Source organism: Wolbachia endosymbiont (group A) of Nomada flava, from assembly GCF_964027055.1.
Classification (GTDB): Bacteria; Pseudomonadota; Alphaproteobacteria; order Rickettsiales; family Anaplasmataceae; genus Wolbachia; species Wolbachia pipientis.
In genome coordinates this window covers 158,621-178,312 of the sequence record NZ_OZ034725.1, presented here as the reverse complement: position 1 = coordinate 178,312, position 19,692 = coordinate 158,621, and the positions used below count along the sequence as shown (strand labels likewise).

Below are 19,692 nucleotides of genomic sequence, written 5' to 3'. Positions count from 1 at the left end.
CTAAGTATAGCATTAAACAGAAATCTTGCCAAGCAAATTATTAACTCTCTTAGCAAACAGACTTACATCATCCATCTCTTCACCTTCCACTATACAAGCTTGGTAAAACAATAAGTGAACCATGTCCTCCAATGTTGGGTTTTCACCACTTTCAGCATAAGATTTCATTATATTTTTTATTACAGGATGTTTAGTGTTGATTTCCAGCACCTTTGGCGTGCGGTAATTTAGCTGCTTTTGTTCGCGCAAGAAACGCTCCATGCGAAGATCCATAGCACCTTCATCAACCGCTAGGCATACGGGACTACCGGTTAACTTTTTGGAAATTTTTACGCTTTTTACTGAATTGCCAAGAACTTTGGTGAAATATTGCATTATAGAATCTGTATTTTCCTCAGTTTTTTCTTCTTTCGATTTATTTTCTTTATCTTTCTTATCTTCTTCTGAAGAGAATTTTTCCAAATCAACATCTGCGCGGGTTACAGACTTGATTTTCTGATCTTTATATTCATGAATCACGCTAGTCCAGAAATCATCAACTGGATCAACAAATAGGAGCACTTCTAGTCCTTTACTGACGAATCCTTCAAGTTGTGGACTGTTTTTCACTGAATCCAAGCTATTTCCGGTGAGATAATAGATATGCTCCTGCTCAGGCTTCATTCTGCTTATATAGTCATCAATGCTGACTAATTTCTCATCACCAGTGCTCTGAAATCTGCAAATTGAGAGCAGCGCTTCTCTCTCATCAGTTGGCATAGCTTCACAAAGACCCTCTTTTAATACTGCACCAAAATTGGTCCAGAATTTTGTGTACTCTTCCAAATTCTCTTTTGCCTTTTTACCGAGCTCTGATATCGCGCGTTTAGTGAGGGATTTCCTGATTTGCTCAACAACACGATTATTCTGCAGCGTTTCTCTGCTGATATTAAGAGGCAAGTCCGGTGAATCAACCACGCCTTTCAGAAAACGCAAGTATTGTGGTATGATCTGTACGTTATCTTCAGTAATAAATACCTTGTTTACATATAACTTCACAGAGCAACGTCTATCTGGATGAAATAAATCAAAAGGTTTAATAGAGGGAACATAAAGCAAATTCGTATATTCTATTGCACCTTCATTTTTATTATGCAATATCATCCAAGGTTCACCACCAACATGCGCAACACTGCGGAAAAAATCGTTGTGCTCCTCCTGAGTAACGTCATTTTTTGGCTTAGTCCAAATTGCAGCCTTACTGTTTAACTTTTCACTTTTTCCTTCTTCATCTATGAATTCAACAGGAAAATTTATATGATCAGAGTAAGTAGTGACAATGTTTTCAACACGAAATTTATCTAAAAACTCATTTTCTTCAGGATGCATAATGAGTGTAATTTTGGTTCCGCGAGGGACTTGATTATCTGATTTACTTATTGAATATTCTCCATCTCCCTTGGATTTCCAGACCCAAGACTCCTCCTCTCCAGCTTTTCTTGATTCTACTATTACTTCCGATGCAACCATAAAGCTTGAATAAAAACCAACACCAAACTTACCTATCAGCTCTACAGTTTGACTTGAATCTTTATTATTCTTGATCGCATCTAAGAACTTTTGCGTACCAGAGCTTGCAATTGTACCAAGGTTATCTATTAAATCTTGTCTGTTCATTCCGACGCCATTATCAGTGATATATAGCTCGTTCTTATCTTTATTGGAGCTAATAGTAATTTTTAATTCATCACTCAAATCTAGCAAATTAGGGTTTAGTTGAGATTCATAGCGCAACTTATCACATGCATCTGATGCATTTGATATTAATTCACGCAGAAAAATGTCTTTATTGGTGTAAAGTGAATGAATCACTATATTCAGTACTTTCCCTACCTCAGCGTCAAATTTTAAATTTTCAGTTTCTTGTACATTATGCATTTTGAGCTCCATTATTTGCCTACTACCCTAATAATTTAAGTATTGAATCACGATCTTTCAAGGTCACGTACACCAAAATTAATGTGGGTGTAGTTATTATGACACCCAATTTATGGGATCTCTTGCATAACAAACTTTTAGCAGCGCATTGGATGAAACGAAAAACTTCCTTAACACCCTTCGCCAGCCCCCTTATCATGAAACTGAAGCTATTTATTTATCTTCGCAATCTCTGCAGTGGATTAATGACAAAAAAACTTAATGTATTTGGCGTAAATCATGCTTAATTTTTTGCACTATGTGCACCTCATGTCTTTATCAAATTTCTAGCTACACAAGCTGAAATACGCTATTTAAAACATCAAAAAACGCCAACTTAAAAAATGGATAGTGAATAATTAGCTACCCTAGGGTTTCTTTGCCTTTTTTTCTGTTTAGTAAATTTCTTAACGTTTATAATTTAGATTAGTTGCGGCTTAAAAGCGGCTGAGTCACGGTTATTAAGCGTTTAGAATAAAAAAACGCCATACTTGAAAGTATAATGTAAGTAACTAGCCAACCATCGGGCTTCTTTTGCCTTTTTTTTCGCTTGGTAAATTTTTTAATACTTAGATTAGTTGCAATTTAAGAGACCAGAAATGGTCAGTGCTTGGCACTGGAATAACGTCCTCCTTTGTTATCCCAGTGCCCAGACACTGAGATCCAGGAAACTTAATTGCAAGTAATGCATTGGATTTGGTGAGTATGGGTTTTATGTTATAGAATGAAACACTTTTGGTGAATTTGTAAAGAAAACTGGATCCCAGTGTTTGGGCACTGGGATGACACCATTCTTTTTCCTGGATTCCAGACTGGAATGACACCATTTGTTGTGTTTAACAAAGTTCGTACTTAGCTTCATATTAGCCGTAAACATTTAAGAAATTTACCAAACGAAAAAAAAGGCAAAAGAAGCCCTGGTCATTGTCTATTTTCTGTATTGGCGTTTTTTTAAGTCTTAAACGCTGCAATTTAGCTGCTTTTAAGTGCAACTAACCTTAGCTTAAATGTTTAAGAAATTTACTAAGCAGAAAAAAAGGCAAAAGAAACCCCGTGGTAATTAGTGTTCACTCTCTAATCCTGCAAACTGGCGTACTATACTGTCTTAAACGACTTATAAGCGCGTTTCAGCTTATATAGGTAAAAACCCAGAAATGTTGTGAAGACATAAGGTGCACATAGTGCAAAAAATTAAAAATAAGACGCCAACTACGTTGTTTTCTTGCTGTTTAATCTGCACAGATGAAGATAACTGAATACCTTCAGTACAATGATAAGGGGGCTGGCGAAGCTTGTAAAGTAATTTTTTCGTTTCTATTCCCAATAAAAGTTTGTTATATGGTTATGCAAGAGGTCTAATGAATCGCGGTGTGACGTCTTAGCTATAGATGCTGATTTGTGTGATTTCAAGAGAAGCTTAGTAGATAAGTTGTGTTTTAAACCAGATTTGGTATTTTAAACTGAACATTTTCAGTAATACCACCTGGCATAACTGAAATTTTTACACTCAGGTTTACTTTTAGGTAGTCTATTAATTCATCAACTAATATGTCAGGAGCGGAAGCACCTGCGGTGATTCCTATCTTTTCTACGCCCTGAAACCAGCTTTTATTCACACAGCTATAATTATCAATCAAGTAGGCTTTTTTTCCTCTGGCAGTGCACAGATCTAATAAGCGGTTTGAATTTGAGCTATTTTTACTTCCTACAACTAACACCATGTCTACAATTTCAGCTAGCTTTTTAACAGCATTTTGTCTGTTTTGCGTTGCATAGCATATGTCCTTTAAATCTGGACCTGTTATGCCTGGAAACCTGAGCTTCAGAGCAACAATAATTTCACGGGTGTCGTCGATGCTTAACGTGGTTTGTGTAACATAAGATAAATTATCTGGATCTTTAACTTTTAAATTGCGTACGTCCTGCACAGTTTGCACTAAAATGATAGGATTATTTACTCTTCCTCTAATTCCCTTAACTTCTGGATGGTTTTCATGCCCAATGAGAATTAGTTCTTTACCACCGTTTTCATACCTTTTTGCCTCTTTATGCACTTTGCTGACTAAAGGACATGTTGCATCAATCACTTGAATACCCTTTCTTTTTGCCTCATCTTCTATATTTTTTGATACTCCGTGCGCGCTGAAGATCAGTATTCCTCCATTATCTTCAATTTCCTCGATACTGTTCACAAAAACCACTCCTTGTCTCTTAAAGTCCTCTACTATATATTTATTGTGAACAATTTCGTGTAGCACATAAACTTGGCGCTCGTTTTTGTATTTTTCTAAAGTAATAGCTAATATGTCCACAGCTCTTTTTACCCCGGCACAAAAACCTCGTGGTTCAGCTAAAATGATTTCCATTTTTGTCAAATCAAGTAAATATGCAAGCATTACTTAAAAATAAGCTCCGCTCACTGTATTTTATAGTACCACTATTTATATTTTATATAATAATTATTTTTCGCATATTCTCTTTCACATTTGATCAACTTACTACTTCAGAAAATTTTAGAAAAGATAATATAGTACATAAACAACCCGATATTTTAGATAGAAATGGAGTGGTAGTAGCAACAAATGTGCCCACAACATCACTATATATAGATGCAACCAAAGTAAAGAATCCGGAAAGTATAGCAGCACAACTGTGTTCTACTTTGCATGACCTCGAATACAAGAACTTATATAGAGTACTTACTTCAGAAAAGAAATTTGCTTGGATAAAGCGGCACTTAACTCCAAAAGAACTGTTAGCAATAAAAAACGCCGGCGTGCCAGGAATAAACTTCTATAACGATGTAAAACGTATATATCCTCACAGTAATTTATTTTCACACGTGCTTGGTTACACTGACATAGATGGCAACGGTATTGCAGGAGTTGAGGCATATATAAGTAAAAACAAACAACATTCTGTTATCCAAGTACCTGATATACAGTTGTATGAATGTTGCAACTTGAAAGCAATTCCTACACAGCAACTCCCCACACAACAGATCCAGTGCGTGACACTGGGATCCAGATATAAAAATACTGACAAATTACGTGATGAACAACGGATTCCAGAAACATATGTCAAAAACAATGTTTGTGATGAAATTGCGCATAAAACTGGATTCCAGTGTCAGTGCACTGGAATGACACCAGACCAAGCTTCTGCACAATCTTCTGTCATCCAACAGGGATGGTCACGCTCTGCTGATCAATATGTTCAACTATCCTTAGATACACGAGTGCAAAGCATAGTGCATGAAGAGCTAACTAAAGCTGTAAGCAGATATCAGGCACTTGGCGGAGTAGGAATTGTTTTAAATGTGAGAAATAGTGAAGTTATCTCGATGGTCAGCCTACCTGATTTTAATCCCAACTTACAGAATAAGGCAGAAGACGTACAAAAGTTTAATCGCGCCAGTCTTGGGGTATATGAGATGGGGTCGGTATTAAAATACTTTACAATAGCCGCAGCGCTTGATGCGAACGCTACAAAAACTAGCGATTTATATGACGTATCAACACCAATCACCATTGGAAAGTATAAAATTCAGGATTTTCATAAATCTAAAATTCCAAAAATTACTGTGCAAGATATATTTGTAAAATCATCCAACATTGGTGCAGCAAAAATTGCAGTCAAACTAGGTATTGAAAAACAGGTAGAATACTTTAAAGCTATGAAGCTATTTTCTCCTTTGAAAATAGAAATACCAGAAAAATCTACACCGATAATCCCGGATAAATGGAGTGAAAACACTTTAATAACAGCATCTTATGGTTATGGCATAGCTGTAACTCCTATACATCTTGCACAAACTGCAGCAGCATTAATCAACAATGGAATATTTCATAACGCAACCTTGATATTGAATAAAAGAAGCATAGGAGAGCAAATTATCTCAAGAAAAACCTCCAGGGAAATGAGAAAATTATTACGCGCAGCAGTAACAGATGGCACTGGCAGAAAAGCAAAAATAAAGGCATATTCAATAGGAGGAAAAACTGGATCGGCGGAAAAAGTTGTAGATGGTAAATATAGCAAAGATGCAAACATAGCATCATTTATAGGAGTGCTAACTATGCTTGACCCAAGGTACATAGTGCTAATTGCTATTGATGAACCTCAAGGGATGCACCATACCGGGGGAATAATTGCTGCGCCTATAGTAAAGAACATTATAAATAGAATAGCGCCTATACTAAATGTTACACCTGAGATGTAAAATTATGATTGCTTTACTACAACTTCAAATTTATCATCACCAAAATCCTTATTAATATACCAAGAACCATCATCTTTAGTTACAAATTCAAGACCTTTAAGGTCTTTTTTTATTGTCTTTCCATTTTGACCATCAATAGCGATATTAATATCGAATGTAATAATGTCTAGATTTATCATAGCTTCTTTCCCGCTGCACGAATTTAGACTGAACTTGCCTAACATGACATCATTAAAACTCACTTCCCCTGTATAGACATCACACTGACCGTCCACACAACACGTAGTTTCAATATAGAAAAGGTCTGACATATAAAACACCTTACGTTTATAAAAAAAGAGCTAAAGCCCTACGCCATACCGTTATAGTCAGTAAACCTAGAGCACTTTAGCTATAATACAGCTAAGAATGTAAAATTCAACAGTTAATTGTGTAAGGAAGTCTAAATCACTATATCTTAGAGGAATGGCTGTTTAGTTTTTTTGTTAATCTTTTTTACCATGCTGTCAATCATATGCTTTATCCCTTGATATACAGAGTATGTACTTTCGTCGCTACGCATATAAGCAGAACAGGAAAATACATTATGTTCTTCGTCTTCTATTGATAACTCTGTATCGCATTTTATGTGCTCGCCGCCAAGCCTTTCTATCAACTGTTCTCTGTCATCTCCTATAGTTACCTTAACCTTACTTTCTTCTTTACCTATCTTGCTACTTAAAATTGAAACAATGATGGCTGGAGATATGCATATCGCTCCTATTGGCTTTTTTGTAACAAAAAATTCTGAAACTAATCTTTCAAATTCAGGCATTACTGTCACCATGTCTTTACTTTCAGCTAAGTCAGATAAATTTTTCGCAACCCCGTATCCACCAGGTACAACTAGCATGTCAAAATTTTCAGCTTTGGCTTCTTTTAAGTCATATATTTCGCCTCTTGCGATTCTTGCTGATTCTGCAAGCACATTCCTTTTTTCTTTCACTGCCTCCTTTGTTTTATGATTCATAACTTGTGTGATATTGATATCAGGTGCAAAGCATTTAACATCCACATCCTGCTGATCAAGCACAAGCAGACTTAAAACCGCTTCTCTTACCTCTGCACCGTCAAGGTGACCACACCCTGATAAAACCACAGCAGCTTTTAATTTTTTTTCACCCATAAAGTACCTTAATTTCATGTAATCTAGATATTTTAATACAAATTCTATATTTGGAAAGAGGTTATTATATTAATTATCTCATATTTATTATAATATAATTAATAATTAGTATATATAATTAGGCATATTGATAGTTGATGAAGTTGAATATGGCACCTACAAACAGTACGTTTTTTGACACTGACTACCCAGAACTAAGAAAAGCTATTTCAGATATAATAGAAAGCATTGCACAGTTCCCACAGGAAGAAAAAGGGAAGTTGTTTGAAGCCCTATCAGAACAAGTTAGAGAGATGAACCTCAAAGATTTAGGTTTAGCAATTAATGACCAAGGCTTGCAAAAGGAGGTAAATAAAGAATTATTTATAAAACTCATTGAAGAAGCACTTAAAGGGTTAACTTCTGAAACCGTTGACTCAAAAATAATAGAAGAGGCGTTAGAATCTGTTAACCAACAAGCAATAAGTAATGTTATAAATAATAATAAAGGTCCGCTGGATAATCTAGTCAATTATTTTAAATCAGCATCTGCAAATGAAAAAATAGGAATAGCTTCTGCTGGAATGGTATTAGGAGTAGCATTTTCTCCGCTTATTGTGCTTGCTACATTAATAGCGCTTGTAGCTATTGGAGCACGTTATGTAGGAATAGGTATAGGAAAGGCAGGGGGAAAAATAAAAGAAGGTGCGATTGATGCAGGAAAAGCAGTGAAAAGTTTATCTAAAAATTTAGGGGATAAATTGCCTGAGGTTGGGCCAAAAAAAGATAACTTTAGTAAATTATACAACAGTTTGGCTCTAGAGATTATAGGCTATAATATGTCCGAAGAAGGTGAAAAAATAAAAAACGCCCAGAGTAAAGCAAAGGTCATAGGCATGCTTCAAAATGAAGGGCAGCGATCTGCTATACAAGAGTTAGTAAAGAATGGAACTATTCAAAATTTTTCAGAAGATGATATGAAAAAGCTTAGAGAAAAAGGTACTAGTACTTATGAAAGTGATAAGGAAGCACTTGAGGAACTTATGGAGAAATTTCAATCTAAAATTATGGCCATTGGTGAGGGTAAAATAGAGGAGGTAGAAAAAATGGTTAATGATAAAGTTAACCAAATGAAGTCACCAGTTCCTCAATTAGATAGTCCAAGTTCTGAACAAGCGAGTACAGGAGAAACCAAAACCCTCTGATGGCTTGGAGAGGGAGGGAATGGGAAAGGTAGAGATCTATTCTTTTTTATCCACTTTTTTGAGCAATCCACTTCTACACCTAACACACATTTCAGTGATTATAATATCCAATTTTTGATCATGTTTTTCTACAGGTAAATCTTTACAATATTGTTTCTCATAGGCTACACCTATAAATATTTTTCCAAGTGGCCGCAGTTTTTCTATCATTGTATCATACCAACCACCGCCAAAACCTAATCTATTAAAATGATCATCAAAAGCAATAACAGGAGTAATGATTGTGTCGGGAATTACATCTTCATTTGTTTCGTTCCATTCCTCAAATTTTAGTAACTTATTTTTATTAGGAATTGCTACTTTATAATCTAAATCGAGTAAACTATGCATCAAAGGGACAACATCTATTTCTCCATCCATTGGAATATAAGCCGCAATTGTTTTACCTTTAACGTAGCTTAAGTTCTGATTAAAGAGATTAATAAGGGAATTTGCCGCATAACTGGAATAACTTTCATCAATATCTTTTCTTATAGCTCTATATTGCTCTCTTATTTCCTTTTTGTGCTGTTTAATATCTTTGAACATGATCTATCCATTTCGCAGTGAGTTTTTCTTGTAAACTATTTTGCTTCAAGCGCTCACTTAAAAAATCAAAGTCAACAAGATCCATATCCTGGTCTTGATTACTGCAACTATAAACAAAACTTCTTTTTTCTGTTTCCTTATTTATATGTTGCTGAATACATTGAGCACAGATTTCTTTCATCATACACTGCATAGGAGAATTAACTGATGATATTGCTATGTGGCCTGATTTCAGATATGGCTTTAAAATTGTTTTTCTAGCTTCATTCACAGCTTTCATCATTTTGTCAGAACCAATAGTGATAATTTTATCTATAACGTTCAAATTAATACCTAATCTTCCTTGTTGATAAGAGACTATTGCATCAACTATATTACCATGAAAGGATTTATCTTGATCTCTGCTTGTTTCTATCAATCCTTCTTCACATGCCCAAACTACTGCATTTGATGCACGCTCTATCAGTGCTCGTTTAAATACATCACTTAACTTCTTATAGCCAGCAAAGTACAAAACCTTGTTATTATTTTCAAGACATGCCTTCCCTATCGAAAATAACACTGCATTTCCAACTCCACCACCAATTAGCATTATATTCTTCATGTGCTATTTTAACTACATTTGTTCAAATTTTTTGAAATTTTATAGAACAAAGTAATTTATATAGTTCTATACACAAAGACAGAGACAAGGACACTCTCTGACTTCAACTATACCGATAACTGACAGCTGAATTTTTACGCATATCATCTAATAACAGGTTGCTTTGTATCATAATCTTTTGTTGGTACATCTGCTGTTTAATTGCTTCTATATCCGCTACATTACTCTTGATATCACACAACATCATCAACTTTGCAGTGCCATTTTCTCTCAATTCTACTATTTCATTCACACTTGTTTTACTAAATAAAATCTGTAAATCAGGATTTAAATCTCGCATTTTTATTTCAAACTCTTTTGCGTTTGGCAACTTAAAATCATCTGCTAATTTGTCAAAATTTAAACAATTGACCTTTTGCTCTTTAAAATTAGAGAATAAACTTTCTGAACCTTCAACCACAATCTGTTTTAATTTTAAAGTGCTTTCCAGCAGTGTATGATTAAGTTGTACTTTATCTATTACTTTTATAACAGAGTAACCTTCACTGAAACTGAATGGACCTGCTATGTCGCTGGTTTCTAATCCTTCTAAAACGCTCTTGAGTTTTCCTTTTAGCTGACTTAAATTAACTGTTGCTTTACGCATCTTTATTGGAGATTCTGGGTTATTACTGTTGCGTAATTTTTTTACTAAATCTTCAGCTATACCATAAACGTCCTTGTCTTTTTGATCAGGAATTATAAACTCTTGGAACGTGATAAGATAATCCGGCTTTTCTGTTTGCCTTTTTACATCATCTACTTCTTTATCGCTTATATTAATAAATGGCACAATTCTTACTTCAATAATTTTGCTCCACAGTAACTGACATTTTATTTGTTTTCTTAAAATACTAAGATCTATATTATGCTTCTCTATGTATTGATCAACTTCATGAGCATTAAGTTTAAAACTTTGGGTTAAAAATAACATGACAGCATTATCTAACTCCTCGTTGCTCAATTTTATATTCAGCCTCTGCGCTTCATTGGTAATGATAATTTCGTCTATTAGCTCCCTAAGAACTTGAGGCCTTGCTTCTTTTTGATTAACACTTTGAGTGCCAAACAATGAATTTATAAAGTTGATGCGTTTTTCGATATCTAAATTTGAAATTGGCTCGCCATTTACATCTGCAATAATTTCAATCTCGGTTGCAAGCAACCTAAGTGGCAACACTATTAACAGTAAGATTAGTATTTTATACATACAAGTAAAGTTGTTTAGTTAATAACCAATTCTATAATAAATACTGAATCAATGCTAGCCAACTTTTTAATAGTTAAAGACGGAAATAAAAACCATTGCAACAAGATCAGGTAAACAGGCTAAAAACATGCCAATATAGCGAATTTAGACCGTGCTAAAAACAGTATACGGAAGGAAAGGGATTCGAACCCTCGATACGACTTTTCAATCGTATAACGGTTTAGCAAACCGCCGCCTTCAGCCGCTCGGCCACCCTTCCAAATTTAGAACCTAAAGATTATATAATACCAAGACCTCTACCACCTGTCTAATGCTTTTAATTGCAATATTTGTATCTGTTCAGATGCATGGCTAATGCTGAAAAATTCCAGTGCTCCCTTTCTTGTCATCCCAGTGCCCAGACACTGGGATCCAGGATTTTGATTAGCACTAAGTTGGTGAGCATATAAGTGTTATGTTAAAATATAACGTTTTTACGGAAAGTCTGGATCCCAGTGTCACGCACTGGGATGACATCGTTTACTATGTGCCATATTGCAATGTTCGTACAGTTGTGCGCGGTATCTCAGCATAGATTCCGCTAACAAGTAGCGGAATGACGAATTTGTTGTTTTTCAAATTGTGGGCAAACCTAAGCCACTTTAGCTATAAATCAATAAAAACTAATTTCTGCTTTTTTCAATGATTTTCTTTGCTTCTTCCACACCAACCCATTCTCCAACTGCTACCGTTTTTCCCTTTTCTAGATCTTTATAATGAGAAAAGAAATGAGTAATTTTATCTAGTAGGCTTTTAGATAAGTCAGAATAGTCCTTTATATTGTCATAATAGCTATCAACACTGGAAACAGGCACAGTTAATATTTTCTCATCTTCTCCTTTTTCATCTTTAGTGAGTAATGCGCCTATCGGACGCACCGATATTAAAACACTAGATGCTAAGGGAAATTGAGTTAGCACCAAAACATCCACAGGATCACCATCACCTGCGCAGGTATTTGGTATAAACCCATAATTGCAAGGATAAGTCATTGAGGTAGATAAAAATCTGTCAACTTGTAACAACCCAAGCTCTTTATTAAATTCATACTTTACAGGCTCAGCATTTGCACTTATTTCAATTACCACATTCACTGCATTTGGTCCCGCTGTTATTTTACTTAAATCCATAAATCACCTCTTAACTTAAGAATAAGCATTATACAATATGTGCTTTTAAGTTGCCACATTTATGTAATTCTAAACTTATTTTGCACGGGCTGTCCTAAATTTTCATTCGTCATCTTATTGACTGTTGAAAGTGGTGGTTCCTGTGATAATTGAAATAAAGCATATACTATTACGATAGTAAGCACTGCAGCAATTACTAGATTAGCAAAATTATCCTGTGGTAGAACACCTTTTATTGGATTAAATAATTTTTGCTCCATAAAGAAATAATCAGCAACATATAACCCAACAGATAATACAAACACACCTAAAATAAGTTTACAGACTGTGTTTTTATGATTTTTCTTGCTGAGTATGAAATTTGGCCTACATTTATTCTCTTTTTGTGGCACTGAGTAGTATATATTTTTAGGGCTTGTTACTAATTGTTCAAATTCATCACTATTTTGGTTTTTTAACAGTTGCTCTAGGGTGTTTTTTGTATTTATAGGATATATTAATCCATCCATTTTTAATTCTTTCTCTTGTCGATCCACATTCTCATGGTTGATTGTATATTTGATGGTTCCATCTCTACTTGATAATCCGATCATGTGTAGTTTGCCAGCTAAGAACATTATATAGCTCTCTATTAACTGATTCTCACATATCTCTAATACTTCTCTTTTTACTGTTTTGTTAGATGACGAAAGTTCTTTATAGTGACCACCCAAAGAAAAGAACAATGCTATATCTTTATCTGCTTTTATGTCATGAATGGAATAATAGCTGCTGATAACGCACTTATTTAATGCAAATTCTCTGTCATATTTGTTTAATGTATTTCCTTCACTTAGTAACTTTCTAAGACCAATGAGTACTTTATTTTCAAAATCTTCTTCTGTTTTAAATATTGGTTCTCTCTTTGGATTTGCTAAAATGTTAAGTAAATCTAATTTTCTTCCATCTACTACTTCATTTATATCTCTATTTAACTCAGACCCTTTAATAACGTCATATATTTTATCTATGACATCTCTAGTATTCAGGCTATTGTTTTCACTTAGAATTTGATAAGCTTGAGCATAAATTAAAAACAGCCCTTGTAGACTAAATTTTAAGTTAAAATATTTATCTAATGGTTCCTCTTTTTTTCTAATGAATTCAGACAAACCAAAATGATTTCTGTGATCCATAAAACGACCTAAGTCAGCATGTTGAAAGCTACCTAAAAAAATAAATAACGTCTCTAATAAATTACCCTTACCAACAATTTTTATTAGTTCTTCAACTTCCTTAACCATTGCTAAAACCTATAATGTTCTACTTTATAGTATAAGGGATACATGGCAAAATAGCAATAAATATTATTGTACGTTTACACTCTGTATCAAAGAATTAAGCCCTTTAGTTAAGAACATATCCATCCACCGCCGATAACTTGCTCATCTTTATACGCTACACAGGCTTGACCTGGACTGATGCCAAAGTAATCGTCGTTTAAAATGACACAGGCTTTATTTTTTTCGTCAGTTGAATGTATTGTTGCTAAACTTCCCGCATGTGATGATCTCAGCTTCACAGTTACTTCCATACCTTCCTTTGGTTGTTCTAACCAATTTAACTCTTTGATCAATATCTTTTTTTGCATTAACGCGTTGATCGGGCCTACTATAACCTCATTATTCTCTGTATTAATTTTTATCACGTAAAGAGGTTCACTGTACCCAACACCTAAGCCTTTTCTTTGTCCTACTGTAAAATTTACTATGCCACTGTGCTCACCTAACACTTTTCCATTAATATCCACTATTTTACCTTTCTGTACAGATTGTGGAGCTAATTTAGCTATTGTTTTACTATAGCTTTCGGAAACAAAGCATATATCTTGACTGTCTGGCTTTTCAGAAATTTGTAAGCTGAAATACTTTGCTAATTTTCTTATATCACTTTTATAGAACCCACCTAGTGGAAATCGCAAAAGCTTTAACTGCTCCTCAGTAGTTGCAAACAAAAAATAACTTTGATCTTTACTTTTATCAATGCTTCTGCACAACTTTACCTCACCATTTTTTTCTAACCTTCTCACGTAATGTCCTGTTACGAGCACATCCGCACCAAGATTTTTTGTAACTTGCAATAGATCACGAAATTTTACCGTTTGGTTACATCTCACGCATGGTATGGGAGTTTCCCCACGCATATAGGTACTCGCAAAATCCTCTATTACTTCCTTTTTGAATATTTCCTCATAGTTTAAAATATAGTGAGGAAAGCCAACACTTTCAGCTACACGCTTAGCGTCATAAATATCCTGTCCAGCGCAGCATGCACCCTTTCTTGCGTTAGCATTACCGTCAGTGCCATAGAGTTGAAGAGTCACACCTATCACCTGGTACCCAAGGTTATGTAGCAGTGCTGCAGCAACCGAGCTATCAACTCCCCCGGACATTGCAACAATAGCCTTGGTCTGGTGCGGAGCTTTATCTTTTAGCAGAGGTTCAATTTCAAATTCTTTTAGCATAATCGCCTTAATTTATAAACGCAAATCTTGTGTCATTCCAACATACAACTGTGCAAACGTTTTGATTTGGGGGCAATTTACATAGTAGATGATGTCATGAAAGTAGCTGACACTGGAATCTAGCTTCTATTACACAAATTCATTAAAACAGCATATTTATTTGTAATCAAGTTTCCTGGATCCCAGTGTTAGCTACTCGGATGACACCCTTTTCTGCTAGAAGTTGCCTTCAAATTACTTGGTGCATGACACTGGGATCTCATTTATATTACATAATTCCATCAAAACAATTCGATAAACTACCTTCAAAAATAATTTAATCTTGCTTGAATAAAACATGGCCAAAATAATCCATGTTTTCAAGCACTTTTCCACTACCTAAGGCAACACAACAAAGTGGGTCATCTGCAACACGAACCGGTAATTTTGTTGTTTCACTGATAACTTTACCTAGATTACGTAATAATCCACCACCACCGGATAAAACTATTCCTCTATCGACTATATCAGAAGAAAGTTCAGGTGGAGTGCTCTCCAGCGCAGTCTTAATAGCAGAAATTATCTGATGTACAGGCTCTATTAAACTCTCTGCAACTTGGTATTCTGATAAAAGCATTTCTTTTGGCATGCCACTCACTAAATCCCTGCCTTTAATTATCATTCCCTCTTTGTTATTTTCACCTGGCAGACTGGCTGAACCTATGCTTTTCTTAATTTTCTCAGCGGTTGTTTCACCGATTAATAACTTATGATTTTCACGAATATATGATTTTATTGCTTCATCCATAATATCGCCACCTACTCTGGCAGAACGTGAATAAACAATTCCGCCTAAAGAAATAATTGCAACTTCAGTTGTACCGCCTCCTATATCAACAATCATAGAACCCTCAGGTTCAGTAACCGGGAGCCCAGCTCCGATTGCTGCAGCCATTGGTTCTTCAATTAAAAATACTTCATTTGCACCAGCACTTTCTGCTGCATCTTGTATAGCACGCCTTTCAACTGGCGTGGATCCAGATGGAACGCATATGATAATATTAGGTTTATTAACAGTGAATTTTGTGTTTGCACTGCGTATGAAATATTTTAGCATTTCTTCCGCACTTTTAAAATCAGCAATGACTCCATCTTTTAAGGGCCTTATCGCCTCTATTTCTCCAGGCGTTTTTCCAAGCATCATTTTAGCTTTTTTACCAAAAGCATAAGGAACGTAACTTCCTTTTTCTTTTATTCTTGCTACAACTGAAGGCTCATCAAGCACTATTCCCTGATTTTTCTGATAAACTAAAGTGTTTGCAGTACCAAGGTCTATAGCAATATCGCTAGCAAACAAACCTTTGAAAGTAAAAAGGCTATAAAACTTTCCGGTTAATTTTCGAACAAAATTCATACATAACTCAAGAAAACCATTTATTAAGACAAATTATACTTTTCAGATAAGTAGTAAGTAACACACTCAACGTCTAAACCCTTACCTGTTACTTTTTTTAGCAGTTCCAGGCCACACTTTGCACTGTATACATTTTGAGATAACCAACTGATAAGTAAACTAAAATCTCCTTTTATTATAGCACTTAATGATTCGTAATGATTCTTTTTAACGAAAGAGAAAATCTGCACAGCAGCAATTAAAGCAATAATTTTTATAGGAAAGTAGCCCATAACACCGCTTGCCCAATATTCATCTTGAAAATAAGTGTTTAGCTCATTTTTAGCTTTTACTGGAATTTTATAGTGCTTCATACCTTCCAACCACGCATCATGCAGGTCTTTAACTTCCAATGTGCCATTTATTATATCTTGTTCTAACTTAGTTCTCAACATAATATGAGCTAACAGACTAAATTCATCTGCATTTTTTAAAAAAGAAGAAAGGTTTATTTCATTGAAAACCAAGTGCAAATTTTCAACACTGCTATTAGTTTTGCCTTTTATAGCAAACTTCTCTTTTATGTGTGGTTGAATGAACTCAATAAATTCTCTGGATGTTCCAATCATCCTTTCCATGAATAACCCTTGAGTTTCATACATAACATGTCTCATAATTGGGCTACTTATAGAATTTTGCGCTAAACATTTTTGATAAATTGCATAACCACTATGCCGTAAAAGTGAAAATAAACCATAACAAAAATCAGATTCATCATAATCTATAGGGTAGTAATAAGAAGTACGAATCTCATTTAGTGCAATACCCATTTGCTGTAAACATAATGAGCCAAGTTCAATCTGTTTCTGAGTAGCAACTTTTTGTATATTAGTAACCTTATCCTTTTTCTGCTTTTCAATTATTTTATCTACATTTTCGCTAAAAAATTTGCCTACCTTGGGGAATACTTCCCTTATATTCTTTTCTGTGATATCAGAGTCATAGTCAGCAAGCAGTGAGTCGTATTTTGAGCATTTTAATTGCTGCGATTTTATAGAAGCTACTTCGCGAATGAGTGTGATTAAATCAGTAAAACGTTCTTTTAGTTTTTCTAAGTTACTGGTTTCAGAATGAGATAGCTTCCATAAATTTTGGCATTCAACCTTAGCTTTGGATAAAGACTTTACTAAATCAATAGGAACAGCACTGTTGCTTTTATGTATTCTCTCTATTAACTTTAGCTGCTGAGTATTTGCACTTTTTTTGTTACCAAGAGCATCTGCTAATGATTCCTTTATTGCGTCATGAGAGATAATTTCATGTCTGATTTCTTCTAGAAGACTCATTTGTTCAACTTTGTCCTCTATATTCAATTGGCTTTGGTTTAGTACTTTTAGCGTATTTTCGATATTCTTTACCCTATATAATACTTCCTCTAAAAACTTATAAGATTTCATATTTGTTCATTATTTTAGAAAACATCTGTTTAACATCGTGATAGATTAATAATAAAGTTAAAAGTATATTTGCTTAAAGTACAATAAAAAATTGTACTTTTTATTCTTTTATTGGATTTTTCTACTCAGAGTCTAGCATATTATAGGAAAATTAATTGTAAGGTTGTAGAAAAAGTATTTAGTATTTTATTTCTCTTGACTATATTACAATATGGAGAGATATTAGCTACTGAAATTAAAGTTACGCACTATTTAAAATTTATGGAGGTTTAGTAATGTGGAGTAGACTGGTTATAATGTGCTGTTTTTGTTTATTACTTACTGGTGTAAGTTCTTGCCCAAAAAAAGGAGCAAATACAACAAATAAAATGAATTCTGTTGTTAAGCAGATAGGTGATAAAAGAGTTTTCTTTGGTTATGATGAATCTAGTATTGCTGAAGTAAGTGCAGATGCATTACTTGACGTAATGGAAGTGTTACAAGATAACCCTGACGCGAAGGTTACTTTAACTGGTCACACTGACAACCGTGGTTCTCATGAATATAATCTTGCGCTAGGCGCTAGAAGGGCAGATGCAGCTAAAAAATTTATGGTTAGTTGTACACCCTACATAGAAAACAGAATAAAAACTGCTTCTAAAGGTGAAACTGAGCCTTTGGTTAATGTAAAAGATGATTCTAGAAATTCTAAATATGAAAAAGAGCATGCTAAAAATCGTAGAGTGGAATTTTCATTTTCTGGAATAAAGAAATAGATTAAAACCTGGATCCCAGTGTCAAGCACTGGGATGACATAAAGAAAGGGCACTGGGGTGGACAAAAAAGGACAAACTTGTCATATTTCGTTGCTTGTTAGCGGGATCTATATATACCACAAATAAGTCGCTGTATGACGTAGAGACTATCTGGCCATCAAGAGATATAATGGAATTAGAGTTATTATTTCAAAATGTGGTTAATAGTTTTGCTTTCTATAATAATCAAGTTGCAGTTGCAGTATCAGGTGGTGTAGATAGTATAGTCTTACTGCACTTAATGACTAACTGGGCAAAAAAAAACAAGCTTTCACTTCCTATAGCATTAACAGTAAATCATGGATTACGTCCAGAGTCTCAAAAAGAAGCTGATTTTGTTGTAAGTTATGCAAAGGAACTTGGAGCAAAGGAATCGTTCATATTAAATTGGGAAAAGCAAAATATTAAAGGCAATATTCAGTTACAGGCACGAAAAGCACGGTATAAGTTACTAGCAGAGTGGTGTAAAAACAATAATGTTAAATGTTTGCTCGTCGCTCATCACAAAGATGATCAAGCAGAAACGTTCTTATTAAGATTAGAGCGAGGTAGCGGCGTAGATGGATTATCATCAATGGACTACAAGTCTTTCCTAAATGGTATTTATATATTTAGGCCATTGTTAAATTTTAGTCGTAGTGAAATAGAAAAGTACGCTAAGCTTCACCAGTTAAAATGGATCGAAGATAGAAGCAACTATGACTTAAAATACAGGCGAACTTTATACCGTAACTTACTTAAAGCAAGTGATAATCAAGAGATTTTAACAGAGCGAATATGCCTCACAGCCCTTCATATGAAAAGAGCTGCAAAAGCGTTGATGCACTACACACGCCTTGCATTTAATGACTGTGTTAATGTTCATGATCTTGGTTATATTGAAATTAAACTAAGTGAATTTTATCAATTGCCAGAGGAAATAGCCTTGAGGCTTCTTCTTTACTCTATAATGGCAATTGCCAGTAAACATTATAAACCAAGGTACAACAGCCTTATCGTAATATTTAATAAAATATTGCAAAAGGATAGTAATGTTAACTGTACACTTTCTGGGTGCAAAATAAGAAAATATGGAGAAAATATCTTAATAATTAGAGAATCGTCAAGGATACAAGAAATTACCGTAAACCTACCTTTAAATGAACCTATTGAATGGGATAACAGGTTTAGCTGCACAATACTTGGGAATCAAGAGTGTTCAGTTATCATCGCTCCATTAAAAAAAACACAAAAAGTTCCTGAATTTCTGAAGGATTATAACTGCTGCCCTGAAGTTTTCTACTCTTTGCCTGTAGTGCTAAAAGATGGAAAGGTGCTTGCTTATCCTGATGTAAATTATAACGGAAAAAATACCAATGACGATAAGGTTCAATGCATTATTAATAGCACGATAAAACAAAATTTGGTAAGCTTGATTAGTATTTAGTTA

Annotated in this window: 17 protein-coding genes and 1 tRNA gene; 4 read left to right on the top strand and 14 right to left on the bottom strand. The window is 34.6% G+C overall.

The window, feature by feature from the left end:
• Nucleotides 1–12 precede the first annotated feature (12 nt).
• From htpG to ispH, 3 genes are all read right to left on the bottom strand, one after another.
• On the bottom strand, nucleotides 13–1,917 hold the full coding sequence (gene htpG, locus AAGD70_RS00940; protein WP_065095160.1) for a molecular chaperone HtpG: 1,905 nt from the start codon (nucleotides 1,915–1,917) through the stop codon (nucleotides 13–15).
• A 608-nt stretch (nucleotides 1,918–2,525) separates the two neighbouring features.
• A complete protein-coding gene (locus AAGD70_RS00935) occupies nucleotides 2,526–2,783 on the bottom strand; it encodes a hypothetical protein (RefSeq protein ID WP_065095159.1) in 258 nt (85 codons plus the stop codon).
• 609 nt (nucleotides 2,784–3,392) lie between these two features.
• The gene (ispH, locus tag AAGD70_RS00930; protein ID WP_065094716.1) at nucleotides 3,393–4,322 is read right to left on the bottom strand and encodes a 4-hydroxy-3-methylbut-2-enyl diphosphate reductase; all 930 of its coding nucleotides are present in this window, start codon (nucleotides 4,320–4,322) and stop codon (nucleotides 3,393–3,395) included.
• A gap of 20 nt (nucleotides 4,323–4,342) precedes the next feature.
• On the opposite strand from ispH, the gene AAGD70_RS00925 reads away from it, so the two are divergent.
• The gene (locus tag AAGD70_RS00925; protein WP_065094719.1) at nucleotides 4,343–6,178 is read left to right on the top strand and encodes a peptidoglycan D,D-transpeptidase FtsI family protein; all 1,836 of its coding nucleotides are present in this window, start codon (nucleotides 4,343–4,345) and stop codon (nucleotides 6,176–6,178) included.
• 2 nt (nucleotides 6,179–6,180) lie between these two features.
• Here AAGD70_RS00925 and AAGD70_RS00920 read toward each other — a convergent pair whose 3' ends face one another.
• Nucleotides 6,181–6,489 carry a hypothetical protein gene (locus AAGD70_RS00920; protein ID WP_010081942.1) on the bottom strand — a complete coding sequence of 103 codons (309 nt, stop codon included), beginning with the start codon at nucleotides 6,487–6,489 and terminating at the stop codon, nucleotides 6,181–6,183.
• A 146-nt stretch (nucleotides 6,490–6,635) separates the two neighbouring features.
• Nucleotides 6,636–7,343, bottom strand: coding sequence for an isoprenoid biosynthesis glyoxalase ElbB (gene elbB / locus AAGD70_RS00915; protein WP_065094717.1), 708 nt, complete (start codon nucleotides 7,341–7,343; stop codon nucleotides 6,636–6,638).
• Nucleotides 7,344–7,636: 293 nt separating this feature from the next.
• Between elbB and AAGD70_RS00910 the strand changes: the two genes are divergently transcribed.
• The gene (locus tag AAGD70_RS00910) at nucleotides 7,637–8,527 is read left to right on the top strand and encodes a hypothetical protein (protein ID WP_341814087.1); all 891 of its coding nucleotides are present in this window, start codon (nucleotides 7,637–7,639) and stop codon (nucleotides 8,525–8,527) included.
• 36 nt (nucleotides 8,528–8,563) lie between these two features.
• Here the strand turns inward: AAGD70_RS00910 and AAGD70_RS00905 are convergent, their stop codons facing one another.
• From AAGD70_RS00905 to AAGD70_RS00865, 9 genes are all read right to left on the bottom strand, one after another.
• A complete protein-coding gene (locus tag AAGD70_RS00905; protein ID WP_065094444.1) occupies nucleotides 8,564–9,115 on the bottom strand; it encodes a 5-formyltetrahydrofolate cyclo-ligase in 552 nt (183 codons plus the stop codon).
• Entirely contained in the window at nucleotides 9,099–9,719 is a 621-nt protein-coding gene (locus AAGD70_RS00900; RefSeq protein WP_065094443.1) for an oxidoreductase, read from the bottom strand. The genes AAGD70_RS00905 and AAGD70_RS00900 overlap by 17 nt, the downstream gene beginning before the upstream one ends.
• A gap of 103 nt (nucleotides 9,720–9,822) precedes the next feature.
• Nucleotides 9,823–10,968, bottom strand: coding sequence for a SurA N-terminal domain-containing protein (locus AAGD70_RS00895; RefSeq protein WP_065094442.1), 1,146 nt, complete (start codon nucleotides 10,966–10,968; stop codon nucleotides 9,823–9,825).
• A gap of 168 nt (nucleotides 10,969–11,136) precedes the next feature.
• A tRNA-Ser gene (locus AAGD70_RS00890) sits at nucleotides 11,137–11,227 on the bottom strand.
• Nucleotides 11,228–11,630: 403 nt separating this feature from the next.
• Complete coding sequence (gene ppa, locus AAGD70_RS00885; RefSeq protein ID WP_065094441.1) at nucleotides 11,631–12,137, bottom strand: inorganic diphosphatase; 507 nt, start codon at nucleotides 12,135–12,137, stop codon at nucleotides 11,631–11,633.
• Between the two features lie 59 nt (nucleotides 12,138–12,196).
• Nucleotides 12,197–13,420, bottom strand: a complete 1,224-nt coding sequence (locus AAGD70_RS00880) for a hypothetical protein (RefSeq protein ID WP_065094440.1) — start codon at nucleotides 13,418–13,420, stop codon at nucleotides 12,197–12,199.
• 107 nt (nucleotides 13,421–13,527) lie between these two features.
• Nucleotides 13,528–14,640, bottom strand: coding sequence for a tRNA 2-thiouridine(34) synthase MnmA (gene mnmA / locus AAGD70_RS00875; RefSeq protein ID WP_065094439.1), 1,113 nt, complete (start codon nucleotides 14,638–14,640; stop codon nucleotides 13,528–13,530).
• A 316-nt stretch (nucleotides 14,641–14,956) separates the two neighbouring features.
• Nucleotides 14,957–16,033 carry a rod shape-determining protein gene (locus AAGD70_RS00870; RefSeq protein WP_007548791.1) on the bottom strand — a complete coding sequence of 359 codons (1,077 nt, stop codon included), beginning with the start codon at nucleotides 16,031–16,033 and terminating at the stop codon, nucleotides 14,957–14,959.
• A 23-nt stretch (nucleotides 16,034–16,056) separates the two neighbouring features.
• Nucleotides 16,057–17,469, bottom strand: coding sequence for a carboxypeptidase (locus AAGD70_RS00865; RefSeq protein ID WP_065094438.1), 1,413 nt, complete (start codon nucleotides 17,467–17,469; stop codon nucleotides 16,057–16,059).
• Between the two features lie 275 nt (nucleotides 17,470–17,744).
• Here AAGD70_RS00865 and AAGD70_RS00860 point away from each other — a divergent pair, with 275 nt between their 5' ends.
• Both AAGD70_RS00860 and tilS read left to right on the top strand, forming a co-directional pair.
• A complete protein-coding gene (locus AAGD70_RS00860) occupies nucleotides 17,745–18,224 on the top strand; it encodes an OmpA family protein (protein WP_065094437.1) in 480 nt (159 codons plus the stop codon).
• 169 nt (nucleotides 18,225–18,393) lie between these two features.
• Nucleotides 18,394–19,689, top strand: coding sequence for a tRNA lysidine(34) synthetase TilS (gene tilS, locus AAGD70_RS00855; RefSeq protein WP_065094436.1), 1,296 nt, complete (start codon nucleotides 18,394–18,396; stop codon nucleotides 19,687–19,689).
• Nucleotides 19,690–19,692: the final 3 nt, after the last annotated feature.

What these genes read in the sequence shown, in the direction of transcription:
- ppa (WP_065094441.1), bottom strand. Translation starts at nt 12,137, where the DNA reads ATGGATTTAAGTAAAATAACAGCGGGACCAAATGCAGTGAATGTGGTA.
- tilS (WP_065094436.1), top strand. Translation starts at nt 18,394, where the DNA reads ATGGAATTAGAGTTATTATTTCAAAATGTGGTTAATAGTTTTGCTTTC.
- AAGD70_RS00905 (WP_065094444.1), bottom strand. Translation starts at nt 9,115, where the DNA reads ATGTTCAAAGATATTAAACAGCACAAAAAGGAAATAAGAGAGCAATAT.
- ispH (WP_065094716.1), bottom strand. Translation starts at nt 4,322, where the DNA reads ATGGAAATCATTTTAGCTGAACCACGAGGTTTTTGTGCCGGGGTAAAA.
- AAGD70_RS00865 (WP_065094438.1), bottom strand. Translation starts at nt 17,469, where the DNA reads ATGAAATCTTATAAGTTTTTAGAGGAAGTATTATATAGGGTAAAGAAT.
- AAGD70_RS00920 (WP_010081942.1), bottom strand. Translation starts at nt 6,489, where the DNA reads ATGTCAGACCTTTTCTATATTGAAACTACGTGTTGTGTGGACGGTCAG.
- mnmA (WP_065094439.1), bottom strand. Translation starts at nt 14,640, where the DNA reads ATGCTAAAAGAATTTGAAATTGAACCTCTGCTAAAAGATAAAGCTCCG.
- AAGD70_RS00910 (WP_341814087.1), top strand. Translation starts at nt 7,637, where the DNA reads ATGAACCTCAAAGATTTAGGTTTAGCAATTAATGACCAAGGCTTGCAA.
- AAGD70_RS00935 (WP_065095159.1), bottom strand. Translation starts at nt 2,783, where the DNA reads ATGGTGTCATTCCAGTCTGGAATCCAGGAAAAAGAATGGTGTCATCCC.
- AAGD70_RS00870 (WP_007548791.1), bottom strand. Translation starts at nt 16,033, where the DNA reads ATGAATTTTGTTCGAAAATTAACCGGAAAGTTTTATAGCCTTTTTACT.
- AAGD70_RS00880 (WP_065094440.1), bottom strand. Translation starts at nt 13,420, where the DNA reads ATGGTTAAGGAAGTTGAAGAACTAATAAAAATTGTTGGTAAGGGTAAT.
- htpG (WP_065095160.1), bottom strand. Translation starts at nt 1,917, where the DNA reads ATGCATAATGTACAAGAAACTGAAAATTTAAAATTTGACGCTGAGGTA.
- AAGD70_RS00900 (WP_065094443.1), bottom strand. Translation starts at nt 9,719, where the DNA reads ATGAAGAATATAATGCTAATTGGTGGTGGAGTTGGAAATGCAGTGTTA.
- elbB (WP_065094717.1), bottom strand. Translation starts at nt 7,343, where the DNA reads ATGGGTGAAAAAAAATTAAAAGCTGCTGTGGTTTTATCAGGGTGTGGT.
- AAGD70_RS00925 (WP_065094719.1), top strand. Translation starts at nt 4,343, where the DNA reads ATGCAAGCATTACTTAAAAATAAGCTCCGCTCACTGTATTTTATAGTA.
- AAGD70_RS00895 (WP_065094442.1), bottom strand. Translation starts at nt 10,968, where the DNA reads ATGTATAAAATACTAATCTTACTGTTAATAGTGTTGCCACTTAGGTTG.
- AAGD70_RS00860 (WP_065094437.1), top strand. Translation starts at nt 17,745, where the DNA reads ATGTGGAGTAGACTGGTTATAATGTGCTGTTTTTGTTTATTACTTACT.